17 protein-coding genes and 1 pseudogene are annotated in these 17,851 nt (G+C 67.4%); 8 read left to right on the top strand and 10 right to left on the bottom strand.

All coding sequences use genetic code 11. The features are described from left to right. Both FJV41_RS37730 and FJV41_RS37725 read right to left on the bottom strand, forming a co-directional pair. On the bottom strand, nucleotides 1–261 hold a 261-nt coding region (locus FJV41_RS37730), incomplete at its 3' end, for a hypothetical protein (RefSeq protein ID WP_141647457.1). A 63-nt stretch (nucleotides 262–324) separates the two neighbouring features. Continuing rightward, nucleotides 325–774, bottom strand: a complete 450-nt coding sequence (locus FJV41_RS37725; RefSeq protein ID WP_141647456.1) for a hypothetical protein — start codon at nucleotides 772–774, stop codon at nucleotides 325–327. A gap of 194 nt (nucleotides 775–968) precedes the next feature. On the opposite strand from FJV41_RS37725, the gene FJV41_RS37720 reads away from it, so the two are divergent. The 5 genes from FJV41_RS37720 to FJV41_RS37700 all read left to right on the top strand — a co-directional run bounded on the left by FJV41_RS37720 (nucleotide 969) and on the right by FJV41_RS37700 (nucleotide 6,075). After that, nucleotides 969–1,742, top strand: a complete 774-nt coding sequence (locus FJV41_RS37720; protein WP_246137665.1) for a hypothetical protein — start codon at nucleotides 969–971, stop codon at nucleotides 1,740–1,742. 157 nt (nucleotides 1,743–1,899) lie between these two features. Then, nucleotides 1,900–2,721, top strand: coding sequence for an SDR family NAD(P)-dependent oxidoreductase (locus FJV41_RS37715; protein ID WP_141647454.1), 822 nt, complete (start codon nucleotides 1,900–1,902; stop codon nucleotides 2,719–2,721). A 405-nt stretch (nucleotides 2,722–3,126) separates the two neighbouring features. Then, entirely contained in the window at nucleotides 3,127–4,383 is a 1,257-nt protein-coding gene (locus tag FJV41_RS37710) for a glycosyltransferase family 4 protein (RefSeq protein WP_181791205.1), read from the top strand. 175 nt (nucleotides 4,384–4,558) lie between these two features. Continuing rightward, nucleotides 4,559–5,425, top strand: coding sequence for a TolB family protein (locus FJV41_RS37705; RefSeq protein ID WP_141647452.1), 867 nt, complete (start codon nucleotides 4,559–4,561; stop codon nucleotides 5,423–5,425). Beyond that, on the top strand, nucleotides 5,425–6,075 hold the full coding sequence (locus FJV41_RS37700; protein ID WP_246137664.1) for a M23 family metallopeptidase: 651 nt from the start codon (nucleotides 5,425–5,427) through the stop codon (nucleotides 6,073–6,075). Before FJV41_RS37705 ends, FJV41_RS37700 begins: the two co-directional genes overlap by 1 nt. A gap of 53 nt (nucleotides 6,076–6,128) precedes the next feature. On the opposite strand, the gene FJV41_RS37695 is transcribed toward FJV41_RS37700, so the two are convergent. From FJV41_RS37695 to FJV41_RS37675, 5 genes are all read right to left on the bottom strand, one after another. After that, a complete protein-coding gene (locus tag FJV41_RS37695; protein ID WP_141647451.1) occupies nucleotides 6,129–6,476 on the bottom strand; it encodes a hypothetical protein in 348 nt (115 codons plus the stop codon). 161 nt (nucleotides 6,477–6,637) lie between these two features. Next, nucleotides 6,638–7,060 carry a hypothetical protein gene (locus FJV41_RS37690; protein WP_141647450.1) on the bottom strand — a complete coding sequence of 141 codons (423 nt, stop codon included), beginning with the start codon at nucleotides 7,058–7,060 and terminating at the stop codon, nucleotides 6,638–6,640. A gap of 320 nt (nucleotides 7,061–7,380) precedes the next feature. Next, the gene (locus FJV41_RS37685; RefSeq protein ID WP_141647449.1) at nucleotides 7,381–8,859 is read right to left on the bottom strand and encodes an ammonia-forming cytochrome c nitrite reductase subunit c552; all 1,479 of its coding nucleotides are present in this window, start codon (nucleotides 8,857–8,859) and stop codon (nucleotides 7,381–7,383) included. Next, complete coding sequence (gene nrfH, locus FJV41_RS37680; RefSeq protein ID WP_174478970.1) at nucleotides 8,856–9,374, bottom strand: cytochrome c nitrite reductase small subunit; 519 nt, start codon at nucleotides 9,372–9,374, stop codon at nucleotides 8,856–8,858. Before nrfH ends, FJV41_RS37685 begins: the two co-directional genes overlap by 4 nt. Nucleotides 9,375–9,767: 393 nt before the next feature. After that, nucleotides 9,768–10,187: a cytochrome c oxidase assembly factor Coa1 family protein gene (locus tag FJV41_RS37675; protein WP_181791203.1), complete on the bottom strand. Its 420-nt coding sequence runs from the start codon at nucleotides 10,185–10,187 to the stop codon at nucleotides 9,768–9,770. 301 nt (nucleotides 10,188–10,488) lie between these two features. Between FJV41_RS37675 and FJV41_RS37670 the strand changes: the two genes are divergently transcribed. Further along, nucleotides 10,489–13,722, top strand: coding sequence for a hypothetical protein (locus FJV41_RS37670; RefSeq protein WP_141647446.1), 3,234 nt, complete (start codon nucleotides 10,489–10,491; stop codon nucleotides 13,720–13,722). A 390-nt stretch (nucleotides 13,723–14,112) separates the two neighbouring features. Here the strand turns inward: FJV41_RS37670 and FJV41_RS37665 are convergent. Then, nucleotides 14,113–14,505, bottom strand: a pseudogene (locus FJV41_RS37665) (lectin OAA family protein); the annotation flags it as partial. A gap of 501 nt (nucleotides 14,506–15,006) precedes the next feature. Here FJV41_RS37665 and FJV41_RS37660 point away from each other — a divergent pair. Then, nucleotides 15,007–15,537, top strand: a complete 531-nt coding sequence (locus tag FJV41_RS37660) for a hypothetical protein (RefSeq protein ID WP_141647444.1) — start codon at nucleotides 15,007–15,009, stop codon at nucleotides 15,535–15,537. 173 nt (nucleotides 15,538–15,710) lie between these two features. Here the strand turns inward: FJV41_RS37660 and FJV41_RS37655 are convergent, their stop codons facing one another. Together FJV41_RS37655 and FJV41_RS37650 are read right to left on the bottom strand one after the other, a co-directional pair. Further along, nucleotides 15,711–16,328 (bottom strand): hypothetical protein, encoded by a 618-nt coding sequence (locus FJV41_RS37655; RefSeq protein ID WP_141647443.1) that lies wholly within the window; start codon nucleotides 16,326–16,328, stop codon nucleotides 15,711–15,713. A gap of 36 nt (nucleotides 16,329–16,364) precedes the next feature. After that, the gene (locus FJV41_RS37650; RefSeq protein WP_141647442.1) at nucleotides 16,365–17,189 is read right to left on the bottom strand and encodes a helix-turn-helix transcriptional regulator; all 825 of its coding nucleotides are present in this window, start codon (nucleotides 17,187–17,189) and stop codon (nucleotides 16,365–16,367) included. 261 nt (nucleotides 17,190–17,450) lie between these two features. On the opposite strand from FJV41_RS37650, the gene FJV41_RS37645 reads away from it, so the two are divergent. Next, nucleotides 17,451–17,645 (top strand): hypothetical protein, encoded by a 195-nt coding sequence (locus tag FJV41_RS37645; protein WP_141647441.1) that lies wholly within the window; start codon nucleotides 17,451–17,453, stop codon nucleotides 17,643–17,645. Nucleotides 17,646–17,851 lie beyond the last annotated feature (206 nt).

Raw genomic sequence — 17,851 nt, 5'->3', positions numbered from 1 at the left:
GGGCAGGGGCTCGTCCAGCTCGTGGTCGGGTGCGACGATGACTGTCGGCGGGGCCTGCCGTACGGGCGCGAGAGTCAACCGGGCCGGGGGCTCGCTTCCACGTGCCGACGAAACCCGCTGCAGCTTCTCCACGGAGATGGCGACGCGGTCCAGTTCATCCCGAAGGAGGGCCAGTGCTTCGCGTTGATTCTGGGCATGCAACCCCTGGATGATCAGGCTCCCGACGAGGAGCGTGCCCACGATGATTCTCTCGACTCTCATTGACGCGCTCCGTTCGGAAATGACGGGAACGGCCACACCTGGGCCGTTCCCGTCAGGCAATCCCTACCAGAGAATGCCGTTGACGCCCGCGCCAGGGCCGACGTCGCAGCAGACGAAGAGCTGCCCGTTGCCCGGCACATAGGCGCCGGTCAGGGTGATGTACCGCGCGCCCGATCCGAAGGACGACACGTAGCGCATCCCGGACGTCCAGACGGCGGAGATCGCGTCATCCACACCCGTCGCGTAGCAGCCCACCGTGGCGGACGTGTTCGGCGCGTACGCCACGACATTCACGGTGTACGAGCCAGCGGGGTCGACCACCGCCGGGATGCACCAGCTCCTCGTGGTGGAGCAGTTGTTGCGAGCGGAGCCGTAGTAGTTGCTGAAGCAACCAGCATCCGCAGGATTGTAGGGACTGCCCAGGAAGCCAGACGCGGCGCGAGCGAGCGCCGCTCCCGGGACTGCCATCGACAACAGGACTGCACCCGCGACAAGGGGACGAATCGAGGACATGGGACCTCCAGGAAAGAGAGACACTTCGATAGGCCTACAGCTCGAGTGCGAATTGCCCGCTCGAATACTCACGACAAGCCAGAGGCGGGGGCGCCATGTGAGGGCATCGCATCTGCTTGTCATCGAACGAGGGCGACGGGATTCCTTCGCCATCCGTGTCCAGCACCTCGACACTCCGAGATGGATCCACTCTGATGGCCGCAGAGGTGGAGCACATGAGGAAGCAGGGCTTTGTCATCGGTGCTGCGTCGGCGGCGGTCCTTCTCGCGGCCACGGGATGGGCGGGTGAGAAGCAGTCCACCCAGGAGGACGAAGTCGCCTGCGCGGGTGTGCGCCCACTCACCGAGCAGCTCGTCAACGACGCGGCGCGGCTCGGGCTCAAGGGTGTCGCGACGCGCGAGGACCTGCTCGTCGGAAAGCTGAGCTACCTGCGCGAGCCGCGGGAAGCCGCCGAAGCGGCGAGTGGGATGGTGCTCTTCATCAAGGGCCCGAAGGGCTGGCGCGCGGTGGTTCCCCGCCATGAAGAGGAAGAGGTCGGCTTCTACGTGTCACCTTCGAGTCACAAGGTCATCCTCGTCACCCAGCGACAGATGGGAGACCCGGGCCAGTCGTTCACCGTCGTCCGCTCGGACGACGACTTCGTCACCGCCACGTGTGCGACGCTGGGCTTTCCAGGGGAGCTGAACGCGCCCACCTGGAACGGCGAGTATCTCGAAGTCCACGACCTGGACATCCGCGCGCGAGGCCGCGGCCTGCTCGTGGGTTCGGCGGGACTGGAGCGGACCGGCGAAAAGCCTCGCACGCTGTGGTTCTCGTATGCCACGCGGGATGATGGCCGCTCATGGGGTCCGCCGCATCGGCTGGCGAAAGAGCAGGAGGCTCCCCCGGGAACGCTCGCTCCGGCCCGTCTCGTGGATGCCCCCGCCCTGGTGGCGGACCTGCGCGCCTTCGTGGCGGGGCCGCGCTGAGCTGCTGGGCAACCTTTGACACTTCCCACACGGCGACACGACGCCGTTGGGCTCCGCCTCTTCGGACAGGAGTGGAAGCTCATGGCCGAAGAGCCGCGGCGTCAGACCGCCACCGGGCTGCTAGGCTTGTACCTGAAACTTGGAAACAGGAGCCACCATGAAGCTGGTGTCGAGCAGTGCCATCGTGACAGGAGCAGGGCAGGGCATCGGGCTGGGAATCGCCTCGCGGCTCATGCGAGACGGAGCCAACGTGCTCCTCTTCGGGCGGACCCGGGAGAAGGTGGAGGCGGCCGCCGTGGAGCTCAACCGGGTGGCGGAGGGGCGCACGCGGGCCGTGCCCTTCGCGGGAGATGTGGTCCATGTGGAGGACGTGGCGCGGGCCATCGAGGTTGCGACGCGTGAGTTCGGCCTCCCGGGCATCCTGGTGAACAACGCAGGCTCGGCCACCCTCCGCCCAGTCCTGGAGCTGCCGGTGGAGGAGTTCGACCAGGTTCTGGCCATCAACCTCAAGGGCCCTTTCCTGTTCACCCAGGCACTGGCGAAGGCGCTGGTCGCCGCGAAGCAGCCGGGCTCCATCGTCAACATCTCCTCGTTGAACCAGACGGCCGTGACGGACGGGCTCGCCCACTACTGCGCCTCCAAGGCGGGGCTCGCGAACTTCTCGAAGGTCGCGGCCTCGGAGCTGGGGCGGTACAACATCCGCGTGAATGTCGTGGCACCAGGAGCCATCCGCACCCCTCTGGCTGAGGGGGCTGGGCTCCTGACCGGGGCGATGGGGCGGGAGTTTCTTGCCCACACTCCGCTCGGCAAGCCGTGTGGCGAGCCGGAGGACGTGGCGAAGGTGGTGTCGTTCCTCTGCAGCGACCTCGCGTCATGGATTACCGGGGACACCCTCGCGGTTGACGGTGGCAATCACATTCGCGGCCTGCACAGCTATGCGGACACGCTGGGCCTTACGCGTCTTGCGGAAGGCTCCTGACAGCGGTTGGAGTCCGTCGTCCTGAGAGCGGAAGCGATGCTTGCCTGAGCTGACCCGCGGCGTCCGTGGTTCCAGGACGCCGCGCGCCGGGCCGACCGCGCGCACGCTCCCTCCTGGTCAGAATTGTCAGACGCGCCAGGGCGTTCAAGCACCCCGGGTACCCACCGCCAATGGGCCCCTCGCGGCGTGACGACAATGAAGGTGCATATTTTCCTGGACATGGATTGACTCTCAGTCGCGCTCCATGGGTGGAGATTGGGGGTAGGGAAGACCCAGGAGGCGCCACATCGCGAGCGCGAATGAGGCCGTCTATTTTTGGTTTGCACTGCACACTTCTCCACCACTTCAGGCCCGTCGTGCTTTGGCTGTTCCATGGCATGGACACTTCTGGATAGAACGCGGGCCATGACGGTCGCCCCTTTTCGTCTGGGCATGCTCATCCCAGAGTTCCCCACGCAAACCCACGCCTTCTTCTGGCGGGAGATCACCGCCCTGCGCGCCGCTGGCGTCGAGGTACACATCTTCTCCACGCGCCGCCCGGTGGAGGGATGTCCGCATGAATGGGCGGAGCGCGCGGCCTCCGAGACCACGTATCTCTACCCGCCCCGACTCTCGTCGGCGCTGCTTTCGCCTCGGGACTTCCCCGGGATGGCGAAGGCCCTCGCATATGTCTCCAGGCTCTCGGTGGACGTGAAGCAGAAGGCGAGAGCGCTGGGGATGCTGGCGTGCGCGGTGGACTTCCTCCACTACTCGCGCGAGCGGAAGCTGGACCACCTTCATGGCCATTCCGCCGCGGACGCCGCGCACGTGCTCGCGCTCTGCAGAATCCTCGGCGGTCCGCGCTATAGCTTCCACCTCCACGGCGACCTGCCTGTGTATGGAACGGACCACGCCGCGAAGGCCTGGGACGCCACGTTCGTGGCCGCCGCCGCGCGCCCCATGCAGCGCGAACTCATCGAGGACGTGGGGCTGCCGCCGGAGCGTACCTACACCCTGTGGATGGGGGTGGACACCGACCGCTTCGTTCCTCCGCCGCAGCGCGTGGAGTCCCCCCGCGGCCTTCACCTCGTCTCCGTTGGGCGGCTGCACCTCTGCAAGGGCCACGTCCATACCTTCGCCGCACTCCGCAAGGCGTTGGACCGAGGGCTTCGAGCACACCTCACCGTGGGGGGACGGGGGCCGCACGAGCAGGAGATCCGCCAGTCCATGGCCCGCTTCGGGCTGGAGCCGCACGTGAAGCTGGTGGGGCCGCTCGGAGAAGGCGCGGTGATCGAGTTGCTGCACGGGGCGGATGCTTTCGTGCTCTCCAGTATTGGTCTCGGCGAGGCTTCTCCCGTCGCGGTCATGGAAGCCATGGCGTGTGGCGTCCCCCCGGTCTGCTCCATCATCGGGGGCACGCCAGACATGATTTCCGACGGGGCGGAGGGCCTGCTGGTGGCGCAGGGGGATGAAGAGGGATTGGCGAACGCGTTCCTCCGGCTCGGGCAGGACGTGGCGCTGCGCGAGCGGATGGCGCGGGCCGCACGCGAACGGGCCGTGCGCTCCTTTGACTACCGCGAGACGGGCCGTCGACTGCTGGATGCCATTCATGCCTCGCGCGCGCCTCAACGTCAGGCCGCGTGGCAGGGGGCAACCCCCCGCGCCGATCAAGCGGCGGCCTGAACGCCGCGACCGCGCGGACTGAAAACATCCGCGACCCGAGGAGCTCCGAAACACACCCTGTCTTCAATTTTACGCGCTCAAGCAATCATTGGTTTCCAAGCAACTCGTTCCCGGGCGGTAGGAAAACCCATTCGTCACACATCAACGAATGGGTTACCCCCCACCCTGGAGCGACATGAGAAGACAATTCCTGGCACTCACCGTGTTGACGCTGGCGGCTGCGAGCGCCTCCGCGGCGGACCGCATGAATCCGGCGGACCTGCGCCGTGTGACGAAGGCGCGTGATTTCATCGCTCCCGCCGTCGCGAAGGAGTTCGGACCCAAGGCTCGGTTCGTCCACCTCTTCGGGCAGGGCAAGGGAATGCTGGCGGGCGTGGTCGCGGAGATTCCCGCCGAGGCGCTGGGCACGGACGAACTGCCGCTGCTGGCCATCGTCCAGTACGACGAGGCCACGGGCGCGGTGCGCGTGGTGGCCCGTGAGTTCAAGTACCGCGAGGCCCGGACGGTCGGCCCCGAGGTGGCATTGCTGGATGGCGAGGGCAACCTGCGCCTGCGCGATGCCAACGGCGGCGAGCGACTGCTGGCTCAGGGTGTGGGCGGAGACTTGTTCCCCACGGCGAAGGGCGACGCCCTGGTGGCCACGCTGGCGATGTCCCGTGGCCCCAAGCACGAGACCTCCGTGGGCATCATCGACATGAAGGGCCGAGTGAAGGTGCTGGCGGATGGCCCCGGCGTGGACGCGACGCCCAGCATCTCTCCGGATGGCAGGACCGTGGTCTTCGTGTCCGGCCGCACCACCGTGGCGTCGTTCTACGTGACGGACGTGGATGGCTCGGCGCCGAAGCAACTCACCAACATCGGGATGGACAGCACGATGCTGTATGGCGGCCCGCCCAAGGGCTTCGTGCCACCGCCCGTCTCCAGTCATCACATGGAATGGGTGAGCGACGACGTGCTCCGCTACAACGCGGGCGGCGGTGAGTTCTGGAAGCTGAACGTGCGAACGGGCGCGGCCTCCGCGGACCTGGGAGGTGAGAAGTGATGCGCGCGATGCTGAAGCAGCTCACGGTGGCGCTGGCCTTCGCGCTGTTGGCCCTTCCGGCCCTGTCCTCCGCGCAGACGATGTTCCGCTTTCCCGCGTCGCAGCTCGCGGACCAGTGTGGCAACGGCGGGTGTACCGTGAGCGCGTACAAGGATTACGGTGGCCGGGACTACGCCTGTGGTGGTGTGCGCTACAGCGGCCACACGGGCACGGACTACGCGCTGGTCGGCGGGTTCAGCAAGATGGACTACGGCGTCTGGGCGATGAATGCCGCGCGGGGCTACATCGAGTCCAACGTGGATGGGTACTACGACCGGTGCAACTACTGGAACCAGTCCAACCCCTACGCCGCCTGCGGCCTCTACACAGCCAACTACATCATCATGCGGCACCCTGATAACACCCAGACCTGGTACTGGCACTTGAAGGCCTACACGCAGCAGTTCGCCCGGGGCACGTCGCTCGACTGCGCCTACTGGATTGCGCGAGTGGGCTCGTCGGGTGCCTCCACGGGTCCACACCTGCACTTCGAATACTGGGTGCCGGGCTACGGCACGGATGACCCGTACGCGGGCTCGTGCGGCACGCCGTATACGCGGTGGACGTCGCAGGGCGCGTATCGGGGCCTGCCCGGCATCGCCTGCCAGTAGCGATGTGGATGCGGCCCGCCCACGCAACCAGCGGTGGGCGGGCGCGCGGGGGACTACCGCGTGCAGGTATAGCGAACGATGCAGCCGCCCACGTACACCGGGGTGATGATGCCGTCCTCGCAGAAGCCCGGGGCCGGATAGACCGGGTTCGGACAGATGGCGTTGGCGACAACATGGGGAACGCAGTTGAAGCCAATGAGGCACTTGCCCGAGTAGATGGGGTAGAGGTCGCCGTCCTCGCACAGCGGAGGCATCACCTCCGGGCAGATGGGATGGCCCACGGGAACGGCGGTCTGGCTCGTGGTGGCCTCCTCCGAGGCCTCCGGCACAGGGGCTTCCGGACCGCAACCGATCAGCGTCAACAGGCCACACACCACTGCAAGGCGTCCAAGGCTGTTCATCCAGGCTCTCCGCGTCAGACCCGCCAAAGCGGCGGGATTGGAGAGCGTCTACCAGTCTCGCTGGAGCCTCGCAAACGGGGGGCCGGAGACCGGGACGTGAACGATGCCTGCCAGCGGGTGGAGAGTGCGCGTTGATGCAGCGCATCCGCGCGCGGCTGTGTCTAGGGCGCCGGCGTCGGCGCGGTGGGCTCCTTCGCTGACCGCGCTTGCTCGCGCATCAGCGCCTTACGCTCCCGCTGCGCCCGATCCGCGAGGACGGAGGCTTCAAGTTCATCGGCGAACGGGCAGTTCAAGACTCCCGCATCCTTCGCTGCATCCCGGATGACCCGGCCCTTGCTCCCGGGCTCGACATGGGCGACCGCATTCAGCAACGCCAGGCCGTCCTCGGAGCGAGCGCGCTCGCCGGCCCAGGATGCCGCGATGGTCAGGACGTCCTCCTCCTTGATGGGCAGGTCGCGGGCCTTCGAGCGCTCCACGGAGTGGCAGAGGTTTTCCATGTCACTCTTGTAGCTGGCGCAGCCCGTGGTGAGCACGATGACGGTCAACCCCAGCAAGCAGCGGCGTCGCGATGTCTGACGGTTCATGGCCGTCAGTCTAATCCAAGTGCCGTTCTGTCGGGCGGCGCCAACTGGCCGACGCTACATGCAGCCCCCGCTCAGAGGGCCGATGCTCAAGGGGCCCTCTGTCCAGTCGGAAGAAGATGGAGCTGCTTCTCCTTTGGCCCGTGGAGTGCTCGGACATGTCCTGCCGGGTTTCGAGGACGCGTTTGTCCGCCGCGTCGGAAGCTGCCCGGGTCTCGGGAACCACCGGTCCGGCGTGGTGCCAGGCACGTTCTTCGTGATGCCCTTTTCGTTCACGAAGACGGAGATGGCCTTGCCGCCACCGGAGGTGCGTCAACCCGTGGCTACCTGGAGCCCTGCCGCGTGCCCTCGCTCCCGGTGGCCTTGGGTGCTCCCGGGGGCCGCTGGTTCGGCGCGGTGGAGGCTCCACCGCCGGGCCGCAGTGCGTTCTGGCCCAGGCGCGAGAAGTTGATGGAGTTGCTCAGGATGCGCACCGCCTCCTGGTCCGCGTGGAAGCCCATGGAGTTCTCCGCCTCCACGAAGTCCAGGTAGAACTGGGCGCGCTTCTGGAGGTCACGCGCCTTGGCCAGTGCTTCCTCGGGGAGGCCCGCCTTCTGTGCGCTCTCGAGGTCGTGGATGAGGTCCACCAGCGCGTCCATGGCGATGTTGCGAGTCTCGAAGGTGCGCGTCTGGATGGTCTCCACGCGGTCGAGCAGCTCCGCCTCGCTCCACTTGTGGCATGTCTGGCAGGCGCGGTTGATGTTGAGCAGCGGGCTGCGCACGTGGTGGTCGCTGATCTTCATCGCCCCTTCACGCTGGTAGGGCATGTGGCAGTCCGCGCAGGCCACGCCGCTCTTCGCGTGGATGCCCTGGTTGTACATCTCGAACTCGGGGTGCTGCGCCTTGAGGACCTTCGCGCCGGTGAGCTTGTGGGTCCAGTCGGTGTGCCCGTCCTCGTCGTAATAGGCCATGATCTGGTCGACGTTGATGCCCTTGGCCCAGGGGTAGGTGAGGCGCTTCTCCTTGCCCTTGAAGTAGTACTCGACGTGGCATTGCCCACAGACGTACGTGCGCATCTCCTGGCGGGTGGCGTGCTCATTCACGCGGAAGTCAGGCACGCCCTGGCTGGCCTTGAGCGCGGCGATGCCCTCGATGAAGCCAGGGCGTGTGACGCGCAGCTGCATCGTGGTGGGGTCGTGGCAATCGATGCAGGACACCGGGTGCTCCACGAGCTTGCGCGCCTCGGCGAAGGGCATCTGGTTCATCTTCTCGAAGCCCTTGATGAGGTCCCCGTCGCCCAGCTTCTTGTAGGGGACGTACACGCTGCCGTGACAGTGGATGCAGGTGCCCGGCTGCTGCGTTACGTGCTGGCGCTCGGTGAAGACCTGGTCCTCGAGCATGTGCGCGTGGCCACGCTCCTCCCGGAAGTCGGTGGCGAAGGCATAGCCGCTCCACATGGTGACCAGTCGCGGGTCTTCCTCGAGCCGGCTCTGCGCCACCACCGAGCGGGGGTCCGCCTGGGTGGGCGTGCGCGCCACCGCCTCGCTGCCACCGTAGCGGGTGCGCTGCTGGTCCACCGTGCGCTTGTAGCCGTCGTACTGCAGCGGGAAGTTCTTCCCCCACACGGCGGGGTCGGTGATGGTGTCGTCGAGTTCCACCACCCGGTAGAAGGGGTTCTTCGCCTCCTGCTTGCGCTCCATGATGTTGACCAGGAGCGCGGTGACACCCGCCGCGGCCAGCGCCGCGGCGACAGCGACCGCGACCACGAGTCTGGTGCCGCTGAAGCGTCGGCGCTTCTCCGGAGCCTTCTCGGGCTCGGTCATCGTGCATTCTCCTTACGGATGAGCTCGGGGTTCCCCGAACCTTCGGGGTGGCCCACGGAGTTGTGGCAGGTGAGGCACTGCAGTTGTTCGCTGGGGGCCACCTGCTCGTGGCCCGTGGGGGGCGTTTCAATGGCCTCCACGATGGAGCCGTGGCATTTGCGGCAGGCGTTCTCCGTCACCACGCGATTGCCCGGACGCAGGCGGATGGGGTCCGGGAAGGTGCCGGTGGTGAAGTAGTAGGAGTGCCAGAAGCCGTTGCTCGCCTTCGTGTAGTACTTGGGCAGGAAACCCGCGGGCGTATGGCAGTCGTTGCAGGTGGCCACCGCGTGGTGGCTGCTCTTGCGCCAGCCTTCGTACTGCTCGTTCATGATGTGGCAGTTGGCGCAGGCGGCCGGGTCGTCTTGCAGGTAGGACGAGCCCTTCGCGTACACGAAGGTGAAGCCGCCGAGGCCAACCGCCACACCGATGGCAATCCCGAGGATCACGGCCAGCACGGTGCGGGAGGCGGAGGGCACGCAGGGCAACCTAGCAATGCTCGTGCTACGCGGAAGTGGGATGTTGCTGTCGCGTGCGGATGGTGAGGCCTGTCGGATTGCCGGAGTGTGGCTCCGGGCGCGGCGCTTCGTGATGACGCGCAACACTTGCGCGCTACGGCGCAGTCTTTGCGCGCCGCGCAGCCTTTGCGCCGCTGGCGCGTCGTTTTCGCGAGTGCGTTCTCATGGACCGACTCCCGCGCGTCGGCATCTACCGCGAGGACCGGCGGCGTGACGTTTGAGCAGAGGCTCCGTCCCGTGCTCCAGTTCCTTCCACGCGACTTCACTCATGCGCGTGGAACACCGAGCGCGCGCTCATGCCGTGTCAGCGCTTTCGGGAGCGTCGATGGTGAGTGGAAGGGGACGACGTCAGCCCTACAGTGCCGCGCACCGGTGCGTCTGTAGCGCGGCGCCCTCGGTCTCGAGGATTCCCTCCAGCACCCAGAAGCCGTTGATCTTCTCGCCCTGGAAGTGGAGCACTCCGCGACCGGTCGACCCCGCCACTGGCATTCGCCAGTCCACCCGGCCAGAGGTCGCGGACCAGGCCTGACTTTTCCGAGGGACCTTCAGGTAGCCGTAGGACCAGCCCCACCACGCCGCGTCGATGGGCTCGCCCAGCAGGTTGCGAGCCTCCGCGCACGCCGCCAGTTTCTCCAGCGCGGCCCGGGGTGCGCCACTCATGCGCAGCCTCATCCGGTCGTACACCTGATAGGTCACCGTGAGGACCAGTAGCGCCAGCACGCCTTGAACCGCGCGTTTCGAGAGGCTGACGGGACGCGAGGAGGGCCGAGGCATCTGCCCAGTGTCCTCCACAACATCCGGAGCCATCAACCGCGTTCCCATCCAGTCTCGGGAGGAAGGGCAGGGCGAGTCTCCGATGGGCGGGAATGGGCACGCCCGCTCGACATGGCGGCGGGGATGGAGATGGGGCCCGGGAGGCTTCATCCCTCGGCCCGACGGTTTCGTCCCGCCGTAGAGGGGATTGAGCCCTTCCCGCGCAAGACGCCTGTCTCGGCGGCGTAGACATCCGGGTGGAACCACGAAGTGGCGACAGACCGCACGGCTCGTGGTCTCCGCCGACGGCCGAGGGAGTTACATGCGATTCATGAAGTCGTGGTGGCGCTTGCTCATGGTGGGCACCTTGTTTGTGGTGTGTGCTCCAGGATGTCGACCTGGTCCGGAGGAGGGCGCCGCACCGGAGGCGCCTCGCGCGGACCTGGCCCACCAGTCCCAGGAAATCACATGCGGGAGCAGCCAGGTCCCTGTGATGACGAGCGGCACGTTGCCAGTCGGCATCGTGACTCGCTCGGGGGCTTTCGGCCCCGGTTACGAGGCCTGGCTGGCATTCGATGAGGTCGATAGCTCCGGCTCGATGTGGATCTCCGGGCTACAGCAGAGCCCCGCGTGGATTGGCTACGAATGGGCGGACGGCCCGCGGCGAATCATCCGCTACGCCATCCGCTTCTCGAATGGCTCGCTCACGTCTCGCGCGCCCAAGGCCTGGACGCTCCAGGGCTGGAACGGCTCGCAGTGGGTGGTGGTGGATACCCGAACCAACGAAGTGAACTGGGGGGGCACGGAGCGCCGTGTGTACACCCTGGCGGCCACCGCGACCTACCCGAAGTTCCGCCTCAACGTGACGGATGACAATGATTCGCGCGCGGGCATCGAGGTTGTTTCGATAGGGCGGCTCGAACTGCTCGGCTGTCTGCCGGATACGACGCCCCCCACGGCGCCTGTCCTCGCGCACTTCACCCCGGCCCCACCGTCCACCACTTCGAACCCCAATCTGATTGGAAACGCGGAGACCGGGTCGACGGTGCGCGTCTACCCCAACGCCAACTGCTCGGGGACGCCATCGGTCTCGGTCACCGCGGGAACGGAGCAGCTCTTCCTGGCGGTCGTCCCCGTGATTCCCAACGCGACGACGGTCTTCACCGCCACGGCGACGGACTCCTCCGGGAATGTGTCCGCGTGCTCGCAACCCCTGAGCTACATGCATGACAGCATGGCTCCGGCGGCGCCCGTGATGACGGGCTTCCAGCCCGTGTCACCGGGCAACTCACTGACGCCCCAGGCGCGCGGCACCGCGGAGAAGGGGAGCACGGTTCAGGTCTTCAAGGGCTCGGGCTGTGTGGCACCGGTCGTGGTGACCGCCGTGGCGGATGCCTCCACGGGCGCGTTCTCGGCCTCTGTGTCTGTCACAGCCAACACGACGACGAGCTTCTCCGCGCGGGCCGTGGACCTGGCGGGGAACGTGTCGGCGTGTGCCACCGCCATCAGTTACGTGCAGGACAGCATTGCCCCGGCGGTGCCTGTGCTGACGGGCTTCCAGCCGGTGTCTCCGGGCAACTCGCTCACGCCTCAGGTGCGCGGCACCGCGGAGAAGGGAGGCACCGTTCAAGTCTTCAAGGGCTCGGGCTGCGTGGCGCCTGTCGCGGTGAGCGCCGTGGCGGATGCCTCCACGGGCGCGTTCTCTGCTTCCGTGACTGTCACGGCCAACACGGTGACGGATATCTCCGCGCGGGCCGTGGACCCGGCGGGGAACGTGTCGGCGTGTTCGACGGCCATCAGTTACCGGCACGACGGCATCGCCCCTCCCGCGCCTCGGTTCATGCCGGGATTCATTCCCGTCGATGGGAACGCTAGCGGGGGGCTGGTCCGCGCGATGGGGGAGGTGGACTCGCGAGTCACGCTCTTCATGGATGCTTCGTGCGCCACCCTGTTCTCGCCATCGGGTCCCTTCGTGGTGGGCGTGGATGGCTCGGTGACGATGGCGCTGACGCCGGGCCAGCGGCTCGGGCCGCTGTTCGCGGATGCGCGCGACGTGGTGGGCAATCGCTCCGCATGTGTTCCGGTGCCGGTGGGCTGCGACATGGGCTTCGCGGACTGCGACGGGAATCCGACCAACGGGTGTGAGGGGGACCTGCTCGCGGACGAGGCGAACTGCGGGGCCTGCGGCATCGTGTGCGCTGGCGCTCCGTCTGCCCGTGCCGTATGCGGCGCGGGGACCTGCGGGCTGGGCTGTGTGGTGGGCACGTTCGATTGTGACGGCAGCTCGGCCAACGGCTGCGAGTCCCCCAGTGCGTGCGCGCCGTTGGCGTGTGGCGTGGACATCTCGTCGGAGCTGATGATCACCGACCTGTCCGTGGTCGATGACCCCTTGCGGACCACGGGTGACGGTGTGTGGACCTTCGGTCACCTCATGCGCGAGATGAACGGTGGTCAGGACCCGTCGGACCTGGTGCGCGACTGGTTGTCCACCTGGATGTCGGACCAGTTCATCGGTGCGACGGAGGTCGGGGCGCGGCCCAACATGGCGGGGATGGTGCTGCTGCCGTGGGAGAACAGCAGTGGGCAGGGATCCTCCCTGGACTTCAACGTGGCCCCGTTCCGTCTGCTGGCCATCGTCAACCGGATGGACTTGCGCAAGGAGGGCGAGTTCGCGGGCGAGGGGCGCTTCGTGTTCGGAGTGACGGACCCCAACGGCCATCCGCTGCCGTTCACCGTCATCCTGGAATACATCCTGCCCGGGGGCTCACCGGATGAGTTCCAGCGCTGGGCGCGGGACTGGCACGAGTTGGGGCGCATCGGTGTCGGGAGCCCCGGCTACAACGAGAAGCTCGAGGCACTCACGAGCCGCTTCACGAAGTCCTTCGTCGCGCGGGGCGCGCACCTGGGCAGCGCCATCCACCAGGTCCGCACCAACGAGAACGCGTTGGTGCCGCTCTGGGAGCTGCGTGAGTTCCACCTGGGCCCCGGAGGGTTGATGCCCGCGCACGTCGCGCTCTCGCCCACCCTGTTCTGGGACGGCTCGCGCACCCTGGGGGACTATGTCAACCTGAACCTGTCCTCCATCCTCACGGAGACGCACACCGTCCCGGAGTTCTTCGAGAACCAGCCCCTGCTCGCGGGCTCCGCGTTTACGTTCCCCAACTTCGCGTGGGCCGTGCCGCAGGTCTCCACCGAGGCGCGCCACAAGTTCTCGTTGAACACCTGCAGTGGCTGTCACGGAGGGGAGACGGGCACCGTCTTCTTGCACGTGCACCCTCGCGCCGAGGGAGTGTCGTCGGCCTTGTCTCCTTTCCTCGTGACGTCTGGGCCCATTCCGGATCGGTTCGACCCCTCCGTGACGCGAACCTTCGCGGACCTGGTTCGGCGCCAGGCGGACATGACGTCGCTCGTGTGTGGCGTGCCAGCGGCGAATCCTCTCGCTCGGGCAATGGAAACCCTGGGCACGTCGATGCTCTCGGGTTCGAGTGAATCGGTCCGGCCCGCGGTGCCTGGCTTCCCGCCGCCCTCCAACCTGCCGGCGGGTCGCGTCCACTGAGGTGAGCCGTCGCTGAACGCAGCGGTCGGGGCAGGGCGCCGCGTGCATCGGGCGCCCTGTGGGGGGCATGGAGCCAGCCGTGGACCTCAGGATGCGGCGCTTCGTGAGCCGTTGATCGCGACGCTCGTTGATGGCCTCGCATCTCCCGACTCAGTCAACAGGGCCCCCACCGCTCTGATGTGTCATACTCCACGGGCAAGTCCTACTCGTTTCAAGTAGCGCATGGAGGCTGACATCAACAACGGCGGCTTCATGCAGTTCTTCTGCAGGAAGTATCCATCGCCTCTCATGACCACGATTCCATGAGGGAGCCCTTCAGGGGACTCCATCTCAGTGAGGGGCGGGCCCTGGACGTGGGCCCGCCGGGAAGAAGTGTCATCGGGTGCGGCGTCAGCCCATGTTGCCGCGGAAGCCGATGGGGCCCTCACCGTTGTACGTCATGGTCCCGGTCAGTGACTCCCCGCTGTTGCCGGAGGTCAGGTCGAGGGCGATGACGTTCTGCCCTTGCCGGGAGCCGAGGACGAAGGTGCCACCTGGATTCCAGGGCGCGGTCGGCCCACCCCATTGGTTCTCCACCACGTAGTTGTTCGGGCTGGTGAGGGTGGCGCGGAAGGCGATGGGCCCCTCGCCGTTGTAGGTCATGCTCCCGGTCAGCGTCTGGCCGCCATCGCTGGAGGTGACCTTCATCGCGACGACGTTCTGCTTCTCGCGGCCGCCAATCACCCAGTTGCCCCCCGGATTCCAAGGAGCCGACGAGCCACCCCATTGGTTCTGGACCTTGTAATTAGACATGCCTGGCATTCCTTTGTTTGTGGGTCGGATGCCCAAGGGCAGTCCTCAGTGCGGTTTCAGTCCGGGCGGGGGCGGCTGGGCTGCCTTCGGGTGCGCGGAGAATAAGTCGGTGTGCGCTTGGGATTGATGTGAAAGTCGCCGAGTGTCGATGTGTGGTCGATTGGTATGTGATTGTGTCTAGCCCTCGGGTCCCGGGTATCTGGGCGAAATGCGGCATCGTCATCGGACTCGGCCGTCGCGCCCTGGTGACTGCCGGCACCCTGCGCTGCTCACCTGACCCGCTGTGGGGTGGTCACCGCGCGGGACCTGGACAAGGACGGTCGATAGACGACGTCCGCACCCGGAGAACGGCATCGGTGGGACTCCTCGTCGGAGGGGGATGATTGTCGGGTGATGGGGATTCAAGGTGCCTCTTGAAGCCCGCCCTGGGGAGGAGGTCTCATGGGTCGCTCGGGCCTGCTGGGGCAGGGGCCTGGATTGAGGAGACATCGGATGATGAAGGCAAGGTTCGCGGGACTGGGAGCCATCGGCGCCCTGGTGGGGCTGTCGACGGGGTGTGGCTTCGAGAAGAGTGTGTACGACATCGAGATGAACGAGGCCGAGCTGAGCGCCGTGCCCTATGTCTGCGACAACGGCCGCGAGGGCGTCGGCCGCGCCTGGGACGTCTCTTCGCAGCAGCGGTGGACCATCACCGCGGGAGAGCGCTCGGACACTCGTATCGAGGTCCCTGGCTTCTTCCGGGCCCTGCTCCATGGGTACACAGATGTGCCGATCGAGACGCCCTTCGTCCTCAACGGCACCTCGTCCGACAGCGGCCCCTACCAGTTCGTGGATCTCAATTCAGAGACCTTCGATGACATCGGCAGCGGGACCACGGTGCAGCGCTTTTTCATCGAGGGTGACTCGCTCGAAGCGGACCGGATCAAGGGCTTCGTCGACGTCCGGACCACCGCCGTGTCAGAAGACTTCAAGAACGTCACGTGCACCCATTGGGTGAGCTTCACCGGCCGCCGTGTGGACTGAGCGTCGTCCGCCACCACGGACACCCTTGATGTGATGGAAGGGTGTTCGATGTCGGAGAAGAGGCAGAGGCGGCGGCGACGTCGCTTCAGCCCTGCGTTCATGATGTTCCACCCGCATATCCTCAGCCGTGCCCTCGGTCGGCAGGGCCCGCCTCGGAAGCCGGCCGTGCTGCCTCAATCGGTGCCCGCGCCTTGCTTCGCCCTGCCGGCCGCCGCGTCGACCCGCGTGTCCTGGGCGATCCAGTTCACCTCCCAGGTCTTGCCTCCGTCGTCCGAGAAGGCCTGCTCGAAGCGGACGGAAGTAGGGGTCACGTTCGAGATGACGAAGCGCACCAGGATGGCGCGCCCGTCGAGCCGCTCCTGGGCGTAGAACTCACCGCGTCCTTCCTTGAACTCGCCCACGGTCGGCACGGCGAGGGTGCCATCGCGGCTGTTCGCGAAGTGCAGGCTCCACTGGCGCGTCCGCGGATTGTACAGGCGCAGGTTGAGGCCCTCGAATCGCCCACCCTCGCCGTCGGCCACGAGCTCCACGAGGTTGCCGCGGCCGTTCCACACCTTGCGCACGACAGTGGTCCCCTTCATCTCCACCCAGGTGTTCGAGCCCGTCAGCGGGCGCAGGCGCCGCTTCAGCTGCGTGCGCCAGGTGCCAATCTCGAAGTCGAAGTCGCGCTGGCCATCGCGCGGGGCAGGCGCAGAGGCTTCGCGCTCCTGGGCAAGCCCCGGGAGTGGGTACAACACGAGTGCGGGCAAGCAGGCGAAGAGCAGCGGCCGGAGCAGGTGGAGGGGGTTCATGCACGCGAAGCTAGAGGCGTGCGCGCCGCCCCGCTGTCAGGAACCTGCGCGGACCTGCTGCAGCTCCGCACGCAGGCGCGCGGGGCTGCTCCCCAGCACCTGGCGCACGCTCTGCGAGAGGTGGCTGTGGTGCGAGAAGCCCAGCTCCAGTGCGAGCCGCGCGAGGTCCTGCTCGCCCTCCGCGAGCCGCTGCAGCGCCGTGAGAACCCGCAGCTGGCGGCGGTAGGCGCGCAGGGACAGCCCCGTCTCCGCGTGGAAGAGGCGCATGAGGTGGAAGGGTGAGCAGCGGGCCTCCTGCGCCACGGTGTCGAGCGAGAGGTTCGCCGAGAGCTGGGCCGCGAGCAGCGCGCGCACGCGGCCGACCGTGCGGCGCCGTGCGCCCCGGTCTCCGCGCGCAGGGGCCTCCGCGCGCTGCCTGTCCGAAGCGGCCACCTCGAGCAGTGCGAACACCGTCTCCTCACGCGAGAGCCGGTCTCCGCGTGGGTCGCGCAGGGCGGCACACACGCGCGCGTGGCGCAGGTGCACCGCGGCGCTCAGCCCCAGCTCCGGATGGTCCGGGCCACGCCGGCCCCACAGCTCGTCGAAGAGTTCCGGTGCGAGCTTGATGACCGTCGCATCGTCTCCCTCCGCGCCCGGATGGCCGACCCGGTAGTCCACGCGCGGGTGGTGCAGCAGTGCGGTGCAGGGGTCCGCGACGAAGCGCCGGAGCCCCCGGTGGTAGCTGAAGCAGCCGCGGCGCAGCAGCACCAGGTGTCCCGGGTCCCCGCCTCGCTCCTCCGCGGGCCCCGCGCGCGGATGCCGGCAGCGCGAGTCGAGCACGCGGAACTGCTCGGACTCGAGGAGGGTCAGCAACTGGGCCATGGGGCTCCACCATCCTCCCGGGCGGGGCGCGTGTGAAGCCCGCCGGCAGGCCTACGCGTCGCGCGCTGGCCCTTCGCCACGTCCAGCTGCGCGAGCAGGTCTGCCCCCAGCACGAAGAAGCGGATGGCCGAGCGGCTCGATCCAACAGGCCCAGGCTCCTGCCACACACCCGATGGGAGCGCGGCCTGTCAACGGGACGCGAGGATGCCGTCCGGGCTGCACTGACCCCTCTGGGGCAGCGTCCAGTCCGAGGGCCAGATCATGAGGCTCAACCTTCCCGAGCGTCAGCTGTGTGGCCGCGCCAGCTTTGACCTGCTGCGTCGTCGCGTGCTGCTCACGGTCGCGCCCCTGAGAATCCTCTGCACGGTGCTGGCGGCCACGCCGCGCGGGATGGACTCCGGGGTGGCCGAGCGCGTGCTGAACCGGCGGTACCACGGGGCGCCCGGTCAGGTCTGAGCCCGATTGGCAGAACCTGCTTGCTATCCCACCGGTCGTCCGATTCAGACTGTCCGTATGAACCGTATCCTCCTGCTGGCCGGATTGCTGAGCCTCGTTGCGTGCAAGGGCTCCATCACGCCAGGCACCGACCCCGGAGACCCCAACAACCCCGGTGGTCCCGGGGGGCCAGGTGGTCCCGGGGGGCCAGGTGGTCCCGGGGGGCC

The sequence above is a fragment of the Myxococcus llanfairpwllgwyngyllgogerychwyrndrobwllllantysiliogogogochensis genome (assembly GCF_006636215.1).
GTDB classification, from domain to species: Bacteria; Myxococcota; Myxococcia; order Myxococcales; family Myxococcaceae; genus Myxococcus; species Myxococcus llanfairpwllgwyngyllgogerychwyrndrobwllllantysiliogogogochensis.
The sequence above is the reverse complement of the archived record's forward strand: the minus strand, read 5'-3'. Positions and strand labels throughout refer to the sequence as shown.

Coding starts and splice junctions, on each gene's coding strand:
- FJV41_RS37650 (WP_141647442.1), bottom strand. CDS start 17,189: ATGGCCCAGTTGCTGACCCTCCTCGAGTCCGAGCAGTTCCGCGTGCTC.
- FJV41_RS37710 (WP_181791205.1), top strand. CDS start 3,127: ATGACGGTCGCCCCTTTTCGTCTGGGCATGCTCATCCCAGAGTTCCCC.
- FJV41_RS37675 (WP_181791203.1), bottom strand. CDS start 10,187: ATGCCTCGGCCCTCCTCGCGTCCCGTCAGCCTCTCGAAACGCGCGGTT.
- FJV41_RS37685 (WP_141647449.1), bottom strand. CDS start 8,859: ATGACCGAGCCCGAGAAGGCTCCGGAGAAGCGCCGACGCTTCAGCGGC.
- FJV41_RS37645 (WP_141647441.1), top strand. CDS start 17,451: ATGAGGCTCAACCTTCCCGAGCGTCAGCTGTGTGGCCGCGCCAGCTTT.
- FJV41_RS37655 (WP_141647443.1), bottom strand. CDS start 16,328: ATGAACCCCCTCCACCTGCTCCGGCCGCTGCTCTTCGCCTGCTTGCCC.
- FJV41_RS37695 (WP_141647451.1), bottom strand. CDS start 6,476: ATGAACAGCCTTGGACGCCTTGCAGTGGTGTGTGGCCTGTTGACGCTG.
- FJV41_RS37670 (WP_141647446.1), top strand. CDS start 10,489: ATGCGATTCATGAAGTCGTGGTGGCGCTTGCTCATGGTGGGCACCTTG.
- FJV41_RS37660 (WP_141647444.1), top strand. CDS start 15,007: ATGATGAAGGCAAGGTTCGCGGGACTGGGAGCCATCGGCGCCCTGGTG.
- FJV41_RS37715 (WP_141647454.1), top strand. CDS start 1,900: ATGAAGCTGGTGTCGAGCAGTGCCATCGTGACAGGAGCAGGGCAGGGC.
- FJV41_RS37705 (WP_141647452.1), top strand. CDS start 4,559: ATGAGAAGACAATTCCTGGCACTCACCGTGTTGACGCTGGCGGCTGCG.
- FJV41_RS37690 (WP_141647450.1), bottom strand. CDS start 7,060: ATGAACCGTCAGACATCGCGACGCCGCTGCTTGCTGGGGTTGACCGTC.
- FJV41_RS37700 (WP_246137664.1), top strand. CDS start 5,425: ATGCGCGCGATGCTGAAGCAGCTCACGGTGGCGCTGGCCTTCGCGCTG.
- FJV41_RS37720 (WP_246137665.1), top strand. CDS start 969: ATGGCCGCAGAGGTGGAGCACATGAGGAAGCAGGGCTTTGTCATCGGT.
- FJV41_RS37725 (WP_141647456.1), bottom strand. CDS start 774: ATGTCCTCGATTCGTCCCCTTGTCGCGGGTGCAGTCCTGTTGTCGATG.